Origin of the sequence: Streptomyces sp. NPDC088197, assembly GCF_044741185.1 — a bacterium.
Lineage (GTDB): Bacteria > Actinomycetota > Actinomycetes > Streptomycetales > Streptomycetaceae > Actinacidiphila.
Genome location: NZ_JBIUSD010000001.1, coordinates 552951 through 566416, shown reverse-complemented (window position 1 = coordinate 566416; position 13466 = coordinate 552951). Strand labels below are relative to the sequence as shown.

Below are 13466 nucleotides of genomic sequence, written 5' to 3'. Positions count from 1 at the left end.
TCTCAGCGGGCGGCGCCCGTGACGATCCAGCGGCCGGAGCGGGCCCGGAGCCACAGGGCGGCGAGCCGGGTCAGCATCATCAGGGTCATCGCCCACCAGAGCGCGGTCAGCCCCCAGCCCAGGGCGGGCACGGCCAGCGCGGCGGGCGCGAAGACGGCCAGCGTCCCCAGCATCGACCAGGCGAGATACGGCCCGTCGCCCGCGCCCATCAGCACGCCGTCCAGGACGAAGACGATGCCGCAGACCGGCTGCGCCACCGCGACCACCAGCAGCGCGGACGCCAGCGCGTCCCGTACGGCCGGGTCCGAGGTGAACATCGGCCCGATCAGCGGCCGGGCCAGCGTCACCAGCAGCCCCAGGACGACCCCGCAGGCCACTCCCCACTCGATCATGCGGCGGCAGGCGGCGCGGGCGCCCTCGGGGTCGTCCGCGCCCAGGTAGCGGCCGATGATCGCCTGTCCCGCGATGGCGATGGCGTCCAGGGCGAAGGCGAGCAGGGACCAGACGGTGAGGGTGATCTGGTGGGCGGCGATCGCGGCATCGCCGAGCCCCGCGGCGACGGCGGTGGCGATGAGCAGGACGGCCCGCAGGCTGAGGGTGCGGACGAGGAGGGGGACGCCGGCTCGGGCGCAGGCGCGTATGCCGGCGGGGTCGGGGCGCAACAGGGTCCACAGGGCGGAGCGTGCACCCGTACGGGCGTCCGTCGCGGGGTCGTGTGGCGCGGGGTCGTCCCGCGTCGGGAGGTGCGGCTTGGCGAGGTGCCGCTTGGCGCCGCGGATCACCACCCACACATAGACGGCCGCCATGCCGTTCTGGGCGATGACCGTGCCCCACGCGGAGCCCGCGATGCCGAGTCCCGCGCCGTACACCAGGCCCGCGTTGAGCCCCGCGTTGGCGGCGAATCCGCCGACCGCCACGTACAGCGGGGTGCGGGTGTCCTGGAGGCCGCGCAGGACGCCGGTCGCCGCCAGCACCATCAGCATCGCGGGGATGCCGAGCGAGCTGATCCGCAGATACGTGGTCGCGTACGGTGCGGCGGTCGGCGACGCGCCGAACAGGTCGACCACGGCCGGGGCGGACGGGAGGACGACGGCGATCACCAGCGCGCCCAGCAGCAGCGCGAGCCAGATGCCGTCCACGCCCTGGCGGATCGCGGCGGGCAGGTCGCCCGCGCCGACCCGGCGGGCGACGGCGGCGGTGGTCGCGTACGCCAGGAAGACGAAGATGTTGACGGCGGTGGTGAGGAGCGCGGCGGCGACGCCGAGGCCCGCGAGCTGGGCGGTGCCGAGATGGCCGACAACCGCGCTGTCGGCCATGACGAAGAGGGGTTCGGCGACCAGCGCGCCGAAGGCGGGGACCGCGAGGGCGAGGATCTCCCGGTCGTGGCGGCCCCGGGCGGGCGTGCGGGGGGACGAGGCCGGATCCTTCTCCACTGCGGGCTTGGCGAGCGGATTCACATGCACAGGGTAATCGTCCACAAGTAAGAGGTAAAGGCCGCCCTCGACTATTACGGGTGACTGCGTAGAGTGATCTCCTCCGCGTTGTTTGTGGCGATCTTGGGCCGACCGTGAATTTTTTTCTCCTGCACAGGCTATGGATGGAGAAAGGCCAGGTCAGAGCCGTTCCCTTGAGTAGATTGTCAGCTTGTCCACAGCGTCGTCCCAAGGGCTGTACACAGGTTGGGGCCACTTCTCCACAGGTATGCCGCCGCCGTCCACACCCCCTGTGGATAACCGGGTTGGTCAGGGCCGCCGAGAGCCCTACCGTGGACCGTCCCCCGACGCGCCGCGAGCGGCCCCGGGTGACTCAAATGTCGGCGCCGTGCCGTAAGAAAGAGCCGTGCTCCACGAACGCGTGGCACGTAACGGGGTGCGGTCGAACGCGGTCGAACGGTCCGCAGGGACGGGAGGAGGTGGCGCGGATGAGCCAGCCCGAACCCGCGGACGAGCACTGGGGGGAAGCACCCCCGGAAGCAGGTCCGAGCGACCGGCCCCCCGTCACCCGCTTCCGCAAGAAGAACGGCAACGACGACAGCGACAGCAACCGCTGGTCCGAGGGCGGCGGCGGCTTCGAGCGCGTCCCCCCGCAGGACCTCGACGCCGAACAGTCCGTCCTCGGCGGCATGCTGCTCTCCAAGGACGCCATCGCCGACGTCGTCGAAGTCCTCAAGGGCGCCGACTTCTACCGCCCCGCCCACGAGACGATCTACGCGGCGATCCTCGACCTCTACGCCCGCGGCGAGCCCGCCGACCCCATCACCACCGCAGCCGAACTCACCAAGCGCGGCGAGATCGCCCGCGTCGGCGGCGCCCCCTACCTCCACACCCTCGTCAACGCCGTCCCCACCGCGGCCAACGCCGAGTACTACGCCGAGATCGTCCACGAACGCGCCGTCCTGCGCCGCCTCGTCGAAGCCGGCACCCGCATCACCCAGATGGGATACGCCGCCGACGGCGACGTCGACGAGATCGTCAACAACGCCCAGGCCGAGATCTACGCCGTCACCGAACAGCGCACCTCCGAGGACTACCTCCCCCTCGGCGACATCATGGAGGGCGCCCTCGACGAGATCGAGGCCATCGGCTCCCGCAGCGGCCAGATGTCCGGCGTCCCCACCGGCTTCACCGACCTCGACTCCCTCACCAACGGCCTCCACCCCGGCCAGATGATCGTCATCGCCGCCCGCCCGGCGATGGGCAAGGCCCTGGCGCTCGACACCCCCCTGCCCACCCCGACCGGCTGGACGACGATGGGCGCGGTCCAGGTCGGCGACCACCTCCTCGCCGCCGACGGCACACCGACCCGAGTGGTCGCCGCCACCGACGTCATGGTCGGGCGTCCTTGCTACGAGGTCACGTTCTCCGACGGTACGAAGGTCCTGGCTGACGCGGACCATCAGTGGCTCACCTGGGACCGGAACACTCGCGAGGCATTCGACCACGCGAGGCCAGAGGCCCCCTCCTACCCGGACAACTGGCCGTCCTGGTCTCCCTCACGGTCATCCGCCGGCACCGAACCCGGCAGGACCGCGGGAGCCGTCCAGCAGCAGTGGAATCGTCCAGAACCCGAGAGCAAGGCAGTCAGGCCGCGCAGCACCAGGGAGATCGCCGCCACGGTCCGTGCGCGGCACGAGAACAATCACGCGATCCCGGCCACGAGGGCTCTCGTCGGCCCTGAAGTCGATCTGCCCGTCGATCCGTACGTGCTCGGCTACCTCCTCGGGGACGGCGATACCGCCGGAAGCGGGCGTGTCGCCTGCGATCCACAGGACCGCGACTGGCTGATCAAGGAGTTCGACGCGGCCGGGTATGACGCTCGTCGGCACAGCAGCACCGGCCACTTCGGTGTGCGTGGGCTGAGGGACGCGTGGAGCCAGCTCGGTGTGTCCGCTGGCAAGCACATCCCGGCCGGGTACCTGCGCGCGTCCTTCGACCAGCGTCTGGCGCTGGCGCAGGGCATGGTGGATGCGGACGGGACCGTCGATGGCGACGGGGCCTATCGGTTCACGAACACCCATCGCGAACTGGTCGACGGATTCTGTGAGCTTGTCGTCTCCCTCGGTTGCGTCCCGCGGGTTCACCACCGCACCGGGCGTACCAGGGCCGGCGTGATCGGCGCGGACTCCTGGGACGTCATCGTTCCGACGAATCTTCCTCTTGCCCGGATTCCGCGTAAGGCGAGTTCCGCTCGAGGGCAGTGGAAACGCGAGCAGGTCACGCGGTACATCACTTCCGTCACCCCGGTCACGAGCGTCCCGGTCCGCTGCGTGCAGGTGGACAACCCGGACCACCTGTACCTGGCCACCCGCTCCATGGTGCCCACCCACAACAGCACGCTCGCGCTGGACTTCGCGCGGACGTGTTCCATCGCCAACAAGATGCCCAGCGTCATCTTCTCGCTCGAAATGGGGCGCAACGAGATCGCGATGCGGCTGCTGTCCGCCGAGGCGCGGGTGGCGCTGCATCACATGCGGTCGGGGACCATGACGGACGACGACTGGACGAAGGTGGCCCGGCGGATGTCGGACGTCACCGAGGCGCCGCTCTACATCGACGACTCGCCGAACCTGTCGATGATGGAGATCCGCGCCAAGTGCCGTCGCCTCAAGCAGCGCAACGACCTGCGCCTAGTCGTCATCGACTACCTCCAGCTCATGCAGTCGGGCGGCTCGCGCCGCCCCGAGAGCCGTCAGCAGGAGGTCTCGGACATGTCCCGTAACCTCAAGCTCCTCGCCAAGGAGCTCGAAGTCCCGGTCATCGCGCTCTCCCAGCTCAACCGTGGCCCCGAACAGCGCACCGACAAGAAGCCCATGGTCTCCGACCTGCGCGAATCCGGCTCCATCGAGCAGGACGCCGACATGGTGATCCTCCTCCACCGCGAAGACGCCTACGAAAAGGAGTCCCCCCGCGCGGGCGAGGCCGACCTGATCGTCGCCAAGCACCGCAACGGCCCCACCGCCACCATCACGGTCGCCTTCCAGGGCCACTACTCCCGCTTCGTGGACATGGCCCAGACCTGATCGGGGACGGTCGGCTCCGACAGGAACACCTTCGGATCGACCGGCCCATAGGCGATGTTGAACGTGCCGGGCCAGTACGACCAGTCCCGTATTCCGGCGGCGTTACTGAACCGATGGTTCACCTGCCAACGGACCCACTGCCCTGGGGCAGACGCACCGCCGGCGGGTGGCGGGGGCGGGGTTGATTATGGGGTGGGCGGGGTGTGGTGGTAGAGGGCTACCAGGACGCCGTGGACGGGCTGGGATTCGGTGTTTTCGGGGGTCTCGTCGACGAGTTGGGTGAGGGTGTCGCCGAGGTGTTTCGCCTGGGCGGGGCTGAGGCGGAGGTGGCGGAGGGTCAGGTGGGGGGCGACGGGTGAGCGGTCCAGTTCGTGGGCGACGGCGGCGAACATCGCGGCGGTGCCTGCCGCTTGGGGTTCGGCGACGAGCATGCGGCGGGCCGTGCGCTGGTAGGAGTGCTCGGTGCCGCCGCGGACCTGGCGGGTCTCGGCGATGTGGACGAGCCCGGCCTCGCGGAGCACTTTGAGGTGGTGGGCCACGTTGCCCTTCTTCGCGTCGAGTTGGGCCGCGAGCCCGCTGACGGTGGCGGGCCGCTGGCCCAGGGCGAAGAGCAGCCGCTGGCGCAAGGGGTGGGAGAGCGCCGCGAACTGCTCGGGCGCGCTGATCTCCAGGACGTCCTCGGGAGGCGGCGGGTAGGTCGGCTGATCGGACATACCGAAAGTGTCTAAAGTCTTTGACGCTTTCGCAAGGACGGTGCTCTACTCCCAGCCATGACGATTCCGACGAACCTTCACCCGGCCCCTGTCATCGACGAGACGGTCCGGCTGCTCACCGAGCACTACGTCTTCCCCGAGACGGCCGAGCAGCTCGCCGCCCTGCTGCGACGGCGTCTCGCCGAGGGCGCGTACGGCGTCGACGACGCCGAGGAGCTGGCCCGGCTGGTCACCGCGGACCTCCAGTCCGTCAACGGCGACCGGCACTTGAGGCTGAAGCACCACGCCGCCCCGGTCTCCCCGGAGCAGGGGGCGGCCGGCCTGGCCGCCATGCGCCGGGACTTCGACACCTCGCTGGGCGGTGTGCCCTGGCTGGAGCTGCTCGACGGCGGCGTCGCCGTACTGGCCCTTGGGCCGATGCTGTTCCCGCTGGAGTGGGCCGCGGAGCCGCTGGGCGCCGCGCTCACCCTGGCCTCCCGCGCCCAGGCGCTGATCGTGGACCTTCGCGCCAACCGGGGCGGCGACCCGGACACGGTCGCCTTCGTGTGCAGCTACCTGCTGGACGAGCGCACCCACCTCAACACCATGTACTGGCGCGGCGATGAGCGGGGCGGCGAGCGCAACGGCGAGCGCGGCGAGCAGTCCTGGAGCCTGCCCCACGTCCCCGGCGCCCGCTTCGGCGGCAGCGGGCCGGTGTACGTGCTGTCCAGCGAGAGCACCTTCTCCGCCGCCGAGGAGCTGGCCTACGACCTGCAACAGCTCGGCCGCGCCGTCGTCGTCGGCGAGCGCACCCGCGGCGGCGCGCACCCGTGCAACGGCTGGACCGTACACCCGCACCTGGAGGCCACCATCCCCGTGGGCCGCGCGGTCAACCCCGTCTCCGGCACGAATTGGGAAGGCACCGGTGTGCGGCCGGACGTCTCCTGCGCCGCCGCCGACGCCCTGGACCGCGCGCACGCGCTGGCCCTCGCGCGACTGGCGGGCTGAGCCCTGCCGGGCGGTCAGGCCGGTTGGAAGAACGCGAGCATTCTCCGGCCGGCGTCGGGCGACGTCAGGATGTCGTGGACGCGGGCCGACTCGCGGGCGGCGGCGCCGGTACGGGCGAACATCTCGCGTTCGTACTCCGCGACGGCGCGGGGGATGTCCTCCGGGTGCGCGGCCAGGGCGAGGCCGAGGAGGGCGCCGTCCAGGAGGGCCATGTTGGCGCCCTCGCCGACCGGTGGCATCAGGTGGGCGGCGTCGCCGATGAGCGTGACGTCCGGTGTCGACGGCCAGGTCAGGCCAACCGGGAGGGTGGTGATCGCCCGTGGCACGACGGTGTCGTCGCAGGCCGCGATCAGGGCGGTGAACCGTGGGTGCCAGCCGGGGAGCAGGTCGATCAGGCGCGCCCGGGCGGCGGCGGGGTCGTCGAAGGGGATCTTGCTGGTGGCGAACCAGTCCTCGTCGGTGTTGTAGAAGCTCAGGCCGATACGGACGCGGCCGTCGCCGTTGCGCTGTGCGGCCAGCGACAGTCCGCCGCCGAGCACCCAGTAGTTTCCGCGCCCGACCATGGCCGCGAGGTCGGGGTGCGTGCGGTCGATGTCGGGGATGCCGAGCTCGACGATGTTCTGGCCGATGTGCGCCGGGCGGGCGTCGGTGAGCAGGGGGCGGACCCGGGACTGCGCGCCGTCCGCGCCGACCAGCAGGTCGTACGTCGAACTGCCGCCGTCGGCGAAGCGCAGCAGGCCGTCGGCGGCGGAGGTGAACGCGTGCCCCCAGCGCACCGTGTCCTCGGGGAGGGAGTCCAGCAGCAGGTCGCGCAGGTCGGCGCGGTCGACCTCGGGGCGGTCGAGCGGGGCGTCCTCGGGGGTGTCCTCCTGGAGTAGCAGGGTGCCGTCCGGTTCGAGCAGGCGCATGTCCTGGCCTTCGCCGCGGGCTATCGCGTGGAATCGGTCGATGAGCCCGGCCTCGCGCAGCGCCCGCTGCCCGGAGTGGATGTCGAGCATGCCGCCCTGACCGCGCGCGGCGCGTGACGCCTCGCGTTCGTACACGACGGCGTCGATGCCGTTGACGTGCAGCACGCGGGCGAGGGCCAGGCCGCCGAGGCCGGCCCCCACGATGGCGACGGCCGCGGCCGGGGTCGCAGTCGGGGTCGGGCTCGGGGTGGTGGTCGTTGGCATGGGTGTCCCCTTCGGTTCGATACACCGTACGAGTCGATACACTGTATCGCGACAATGCGATGTACCGTATGCGGCATGTTGGTGTGGGAGCGGCCGGAGCCGCCGAATCGACCCGTACCGGCCCCCCTGGACCGGGAGCGGATCGTCCGCGCCGCGATCGAGCTGGCCGACGCGGACGGCCTGGACGCGGTGTCGCTGCGCAAGGTCGCCACCGCGCTGGGCGTCGGACCGATGCGGCTGTACGGCTACATCGAGAGCAAGGACGAACTGCTCGACCTGATGGTCGACGCGATCCACGCCGAGATCCGGCCGGTCGGGGACACCTGGCGGGAGGTCCTGCGTTCGCTCGCCGAGACCACCCGGCAGGCCGCCCACGACCACGAATGGCTCGCCGACCTGCTCGGCGGCCGGCCGCAGCTCGGCCCGCATGCGCTGGCCAGGGGCGAGGCCGTCGTCGCCGCGCTGGACGGGGTCCACGTGGACGCCGTCATGCCCGTGGTCACCGCGGTCGACGCCTACGTGACCGGCGCCGTCCGCCGCGAGATCGCCGCCCGCCGCGCGGAGCGGACCACCGGCCTGGACGAGAAGCGCTGGCAGGCCGCACTGGGCCCCTACCTGGAACGCACCTTCGCCACCGGCCGCTTCCCCGCCCTGTCCACCGTGATCCACGACGCCGCCCACCTCGACGCCGACCACACCTTCCGCCTCGGCCTCGACTTCCTCCTCGACGGCATCGAGGCCCACATCTCGCGGTAGGGCCGGCGCGGGCGCCGCGTCTTGAGCGCGGTCTCGAAGCTGCGGACGCAGGCGTGGTCGCCCTCGACCGCGCTGCTCACCGGGGAGGTCCCGGCCCCGGCGCCCCGCGGGAGGGCACCGGAGCCGGAACGGAACCGGCTAGGTGGTCGTCCAGACGAACGTCACCGGTGCGGACGCCGCAGCCGAGGACGTACGGGCGGTGACCGTCACCGTGTACGTACCCCGCTCAGTGGCCGCGCCCGTGAACCGCCCCGCCGAGCTGAGCGAGATCCCCGGCGGGAGACCGGTCGCCGAGAAGGCCGTGCCGCTCGGGGCCTTCCGGTCCAGCGCCCAGTCCACCGCCGTGTGCAGCGGGCTGCTCATGCCGTGCGGATTGGGCACGGCGTACGAGGCGTCGCCGCCCCCCACCCGCGCCGCGGCCGCGTTCACCTGCGTCGGCACGCTGAGCGTGCCGCTCAGCGGGAGATTCCGCGACGAGTCCCCCACCAGGATCTGGTAGCTGCCCGCCGCCGTCGTCCACCCGTTGGTGCCGGTGTTCCAGTACGCCAGGTCGTGCGTGGACACCGTGAAGGTCAGCGTCTGCGACTGGCCCGGATTGAGCGTGACCCGCTGATAGCCGCGGAGCTGGTGGACCGGCTCGCCGGTGGAGGCCGGGTCGCCCACGTAGAGCTGCGCGACCTCGGTACCCGCCCGCGTCCCGGTGTTGGTCACCGTCGCGCGCACGGTGGCGTTCCCGCCGGACAGCGCGCCGACCTGGAGCCCGGAGAAGGAGAAGGTGGTGTACGACAGGCCGAAGCCGAACGGATACAGCGGCTCGATGTTCTGCGCGTCGTACCACTTGTAGCCGACCTTCAGCCCCTCGCTGTACTGCACCGTGCCGTTGGTCCCCGGCCACTGCGCCGGGGTGTGCGCGGGCACGTCCGCGAGCGACTTCGGGAAGGTGACGGGCAGCTTGCCCGACGGGTTGACGTCACCGAAGATCAGCGCCGCCATCGCCGTGCCGATCTGCTGGCCCGGATAGAAGCCCTCGAAGACGCCCGCGACCTGGTTCAGCCACGGCATGTTGATCGCCGAGCTGTTGTTGAGCACCACGATGGTGTGCGGATTGGCCGCCGCCACCTGGGCGATCATGTCGTTCTGGTTGGTCTGGGCGTTGCCGACCGGCGGCAGGTCGAGCGTGGTGGTGTCGTGCTCCTCGTTGCCGTAGTTGTCGCTGGCGAAGACGATCGCGACATCGGAGGAGCGGGCCAGCGTGACGGCCGACGCGAGATTCGACGCGTCGTTGTACTGCACGGTGGTGCCGGTGCCCGCGACCCGGTTCTGGATGCCGGTGATCGGCCAGACCGTGCCGGAACTGGTCACCGTCGCGCTGCCGCCGCCGATGGACTGCACGCCCGCGCCGCCGTCCCAGCCGATCACCGCGATCGAGTGGGTGGTGGCGGTGGACAGCGGCAGGATGCCGTTGTTCTTGAGCAGTACGGTGCCCTCTTCCGCGCCCTGGAGCGCGGTCGCCACATGCGCCGGGGTGGTGACGACGGCGTCCCGCGAACCGCTGGGCGCCTTGTCGAAGAGACCGAAGGCGAAGAACTGCGTCAGCAGCCTGCTCACCATCGTGTCCAGCGTGGCCTGGCTGACCGTCCCGTTGGCGACCGCCTGCGCGAGGAAGTCCGCGTAGAAGTAGCCGTTCGGCATCTCCACCGTCAGACCGGCGTTGGCGGACTCGACGGTGGAGTGCGCGCCGCCCCAGTCGCTGGTGATGAAGCCGCCGAAGCCCGCCTGCTGGTAGAGCCCGACGTTCATCAGCGCCGGATTCTGGCAGGCCGGTACGGAGTTGACGACGCTGTACGCGCACATCGCCGCCGCCGGCGAGCCCTGCTGCACCGCCGCCTGGAACGCGGGCAGATACAGCTCCTGCATGGTCCGGTTGTCGACGACGACCGTCCCCGCCGGATTCTCGATGTTGTAGACGGCCACGTGCTTCATCTCGGCCATCACACCCTGGCTCTGGATGCCCCGGATGTCGGCCGCCGCCAGCCGCCCGTTGAGGTACGGGTCCTCGCTGAACGTCTCGAAGGCCCGGCCCCAGCGCGGGTCGCGCACGATGTTCAGCGTCGGGCCGAGCGCCACCTGCACACCCTTGCCCGCGAACTCCGCGCCGATCGCCGCGCCGTACTGCTGCTCCAGCGCGTCGTCCCACGTCGCCGCGGACGCGTTCGCCGACGGCATCTGCGTGACGCCGCCGAGGCCGTCACCGACACCGTGCGGCCCGTCCTGGAGGCCGATGTTCGGGATGCACAGCGACGGTACGCCGGTGATGTTGCCGATGTACGGCGTCGCGTTGTTGTTGCCGTGCAGGATCGAGACCTTCTGCGCGGTGGTCATCTGCGCCATGACCTGCTGGACGCGGGTGGCCACCGGAGCCGTGGAACCGACCCACGGGCAGTTGCCGTTGCCCCCGCTCGGCGGCGGGGAGGTCGTACTGCCACCGGGCGTCAGGATCGTGAACTCCCACAGCGAGTAGCCGTACTGCGTCGCCCGCTGCGTGCCGTACATCCGCACATAGCGGCCGGTCGCGTTGAACGACAGATTCTCGGTGCCACCGGCCCCGGTCGTCGTGGAATACGCGTTGTTCCACGTGGAACCATCGGTCGAGACCTGGATCTGATACGCCTTCGCGTACGCCGTCTCCCACGTCAACTGCGCGCCGCACAGCGTCTGCGACGAGCCGAGGTCGACCTGGACCCACTGCGGGTCGGAGGCCGCGCTGGACCAGCGGGTGCCCGCGTTGCCGTCGAAGGCGGCGGAGGCGGGGGTCCCGGCGTTCTCGGTCGAGGACGCGGTGGCGGGCCTGCCGAGCGCGGCGGTCGTGGTGCCGCAGGTCGCCGGGGGCGTACCGCCGCCGGAACCGCCGTAGACCTGGAACTCCCAGAGCGAGTAACCCCATTGGGTGGCGCGCTGGGTGCCGTACATCCGCACGTAGCGGCCGGTGCCGGTGACGCTGAGCGTCTGGATGCCGCCGGTGCCGGTGGTGGTGGAGTAGACGTCGGTCCAGGCGGTCGCGTTGTCCGAGACCTGGATCTTGAAGGCTTTGCCGTACGCCGTCTCCCAGTTGAGGACGACCTGCGTGATCGGCTGCGACGAGCCCAGGTCGACCTGGAGCCACTGCGGATCGGACGCGGCGCTGGACCAGCGGGTACCGGTGTCACCGTCCACGGCGGCGCTCGCGGCGAACGCGTCCTGGACGGATGACGCGGTCGCCGGCTTGCCCTGGGAGAGCAGGGTCGGCGTCGCCGCGTGCGAGGAGGTGGGCGCCAGGGACAGATACGCCGAGGCGATCAGCACCAGCGCCATCAGCAGGACGCCCTGCGGTGACCGTGCGAGAGGGAACCGGAAACGTTTACGGTGCGCGGAGAGCCCTCGTGGGGTGACCCTCATGTGTGCTCCTACGTGTCTACGTGTCGGATGACGGCTCGCGGAAGCCCGCGAGCACGGGCGCGAGAGGGTGAGAAACCGACAACGAGGGCACGTAGCGCCGTCCTTGCGGAGATCCGCGCGCGGCGAGCGCGCGGCCACGCACGTGACAAGCACGTGACAAGCACGCGGCCGGCGTGCGGCGAGGTGCGCCGCGTACGCGCGAGCCTCCGGTTGGGGGGTGGACGTCGGTGGTGCCCTGCTGCGGTGTGCGGCACCGACCCCGGTCTCGCGGCCACGATCGGCGTTCGTGCGCGGTGCGGCTGTGCGGAGGTGCGGTCGTGCGCGTGCGGTTGGTACGGAGGTGCGGTCGTACGGCGGTGCGGTCGTGCGCGTGCGGCGGTGCGGCTGTGCGGCGGCCTGAGGGCGCTGTCCCGCCGCCTCGCCGGACGGCTGTGAGAGCGCTCTCTGGCCGACGTGATGTCTACGCCTGGCGAAAACCGCTGTCAAGGTTCCGCGCAGCCGTGACCGGACGGCGCCGCTTTCTTCAAGCGGGCCCAACGCGGGCCGGGGGCAAGGGGGTTGCGAAGTACCGCCGTGGCGGGCACGGCCGGGCGCGGCGGCGAGTGGGATCGTAAGGGGATGGACGACAACGACGACGTCGGTGGTGGCGTGAGCGGAGACGGCCGGGACGGCGACGGGAGCGGGGCGGCCGGCGGCGACGAGGGCGGGGCGGCCGGCGGCGACGAGGGCGGGGCGGCCGGCGGCGACGAGGGCGGGACCGGCGGCGTCGGCCGGTTCAAGGTCGAGCTGGAGGGCGTACCGGAAACGCTGCTGTGGAATCTGTACCACCGGGCCGCCGAGGCCCGGCGGCCGGGGGCGCGGCTGCTGGACGACCCGCTCGCGGTGGAGCTGGTCGACCGTATCGACTACCCCTTCGAGCGGTTCGGCGGCTCGGGCATGGCGCAGTGGCACGCGCTGCGGGTGCGGTGCCTGGACGACGAGGTACGGCGGTTCGTCGCCGAACACCCCGACGGCACGGTGGTGGCGCTCGGCGAGGGCCTCGAAACGCAGTTCTGGCGGGTGGACAACGGCCGGGTGCGCTGGCTGACGGTGGATCTGCCGGAGACGGTCGAGGTCCGAGACGCTCTGCTTCCGGACGATCCGCCACGGCGCCGTTCGCTGGCCCGCTCGGCGCTGGACCTGGGCTGGATGGACGAGGTCGACGACTCCGAGGGCGTACTGGTCACCGCCCAGGGCCTGTTGATGTATCTGCCGCCGTCCGACGTGAAACGCCTGATCGCCGCCTGCGCGGAACGTTTCCCCGGCGGCTGGATGCTCTTCGACGCCCTCCCCCGGGGGATGGTCGCCCGCAGCCAGGCCCAGGCCGACGACCGGGCCCGGGCGGACGCCCAGGCGCGGGCCGAGGCGCGCAGGGACGCGGACGCGGGCGGGACGGGGCCGGAGGCGGGGACGGACGTGGGGACGGAGGCGGCCGGGAGCGCGGCGCGCCCCGGCTATCGCGCGCCGCGCTGGCTGTGGGGCATGGACGGCAAGGAGTACCGCAAGGTCGCGACCGCCTCGCCGCGCATCGCCGAGGTCCGCAGCCTGCGCCTGCCGCGCGGTCGCGGCCCGTACGCCATCGCGCCCGTCTCGCATCTGATCCCGCTGCTGCGCGGGATGCGGATGTCAATTGTGTCGCTCCGCTTCGGCACCGCCGATTACCGTAACGGCGACCGTCCGTAGGGGGGAGTCCAGGTCGGCCGGGGCACGGATCCGGCCACCAGGGCCGCCCCGGACCCCCGTACCGAGACAAGAGGCGCGCGCCGAGTGACGACCGATTCCCAGCACCCACCGCAGTCCCTCGACCGGCCCCGGCCCGCGGCCCCCGCCCCGTACGCGCTGCCG

General features: G+C 71.6%; 8 protein-coding genes and 1 pseudogene. 4 read left to right on the top strand and 5 right to left on the bottom strand.

What is annotated here, in order from left to right:
* Window positions 1-2: 2 nt before the first annotated feature.
* A complete protein-coding gene (locus ACIOC1_RS02535; RefSeq protein WP_401852000.1) occupies window positions 3-1433 on the bottom strand; it encodes an MATE family efflux transporter in 1431 nt (476 codons plus the stop codon).
* A 164-nt stretch (window positions 1434-1597) separates the two neighbouring features.
* Here ACIOC1_RS02535 and dnaB point away from each other — a divergent pair, with 164 nt between their 5' ends.
* Complete coding sequence (gene dnaB / locus ACIOC1_RS02530) at window positions 1598-4519, top strand: replicative DNA helicase (protein ID WP_401851308.1); 2922 nt, start codon at window positions 1598-1600, stop codon at window positions 4517-4519.
* Here the strand turns inward: dnaB and ACIOC1_RS02525 are convergent.
* Both ACIOC1_RS02525 and ACIOC1_RS02520 read right to left on the bottom strand, forming a co-directional pair.
* Window positions 4486-4700, bottom strand: a pseudogene (locus ACIOC1_RS02525) (hypothetical protein); the annotation flags it as partial. The gene dnaB and the pseudogene ACIOC1_RS02525 sit on opposite strands and share 34 nt — an antisense overlap.
* 4 nt (window positions 4701-4704) lie before the next feature.
* The gene (locus ACIOC1_RS02520; RefSeq protein WP_391042058.1) at window positions 4705-5232 is read right to left on the bottom strand and encodes an ArsR family transcriptional regulator; all 528 of its coding nucleotides are present in this window, start codon (window positions 5230-5232) and stop codon (window positions 4705-4707) included.
* Between the two features lie 57 nt (window positions 5233-5289).
* Here ACIOC1_RS02520 and ACIOC1_RS02515 point away from each other — a divergent pair, with 57 nt between their 5' ends.
* The gene (locus ACIOC1_RS02515) at window positions 5290-6219 is read left to right on the top strand and encodes a S41 family peptidase (RefSeq protein ID WP_401851305.1); all 930 of its coding nucleotides are present in this window, start codon (window positions 5290-5292) and stop codon (window positions 6217-6219) included.
* 14 nt (window positions 6220-6233) lie between these two features.
* Here the strand turns inward: ACIOC1_RS02515 and ACIOC1_RS02510 are convergent, their stop codons facing one another.
* Window positions 6234-7391 carry an FAD-dependent oxidoreductase gene (locus ACIOC1_RS02510; protein WP_401851302.1) on the bottom strand — a complete coding sequence of 386 codons (1158 nt, stop codon included), beginning with the start codon at window positions 7389-7391 and terminating at the stop codon, window positions 6234-6236.
* Window positions 7392-7466: 75 nt separating this feature from the next.
* Here ACIOC1_RS02510 and ACIOC1_RS02505 point away from each other — a divergent pair, with 75 nt between their 5' ends.
* Window positions 7467-8147 carry a TetR/AcrR family transcriptional regulator C-terminal domain-containing protein gene (locus ACIOC1_RS02505; RefSeq protein WP_391042063.1) on the top strand — a complete coding sequence of 227 codons (681 nt, stop codon included), beginning with the start codon at window positions 7467-7469 and terminating at the stop codon, window positions 8145-8147.
* Between the two features lie 138 nt (window positions 8148-8285).
* Here ACIOC1_RS02505 and ACIOC1_RS02500 read toward each other — a convergent pair whose 3' ends face one another.
* Entirely contained in the window at window positions 8286-11498 is a 3213-nt protein-coding gene (locus ACIOC1_RS02500) for a discoidin domain-containing protein (RefSeq protein WP_401851300.1), read from the bottom strand.
* Window positions 11499-12200: 702 nt separating this feature from the next.
* On the opposite strand from ACIOC1_RS02500, the gene ACIOC1_RS02495 reads away from it, so the two are divergent.
* Window positions 12201-13304, top strand: a complete 1104-nt coding sequence (locus ACIOC1_RS02495) for a class I SAM-dependent methyltransferase (protein ID WP_401851298.1) — start codon at window positions 12201-12203, stop codon at window positions 13302-13304.
* Window positions 13305-13466: the final 162 nt, after the last annotated feature.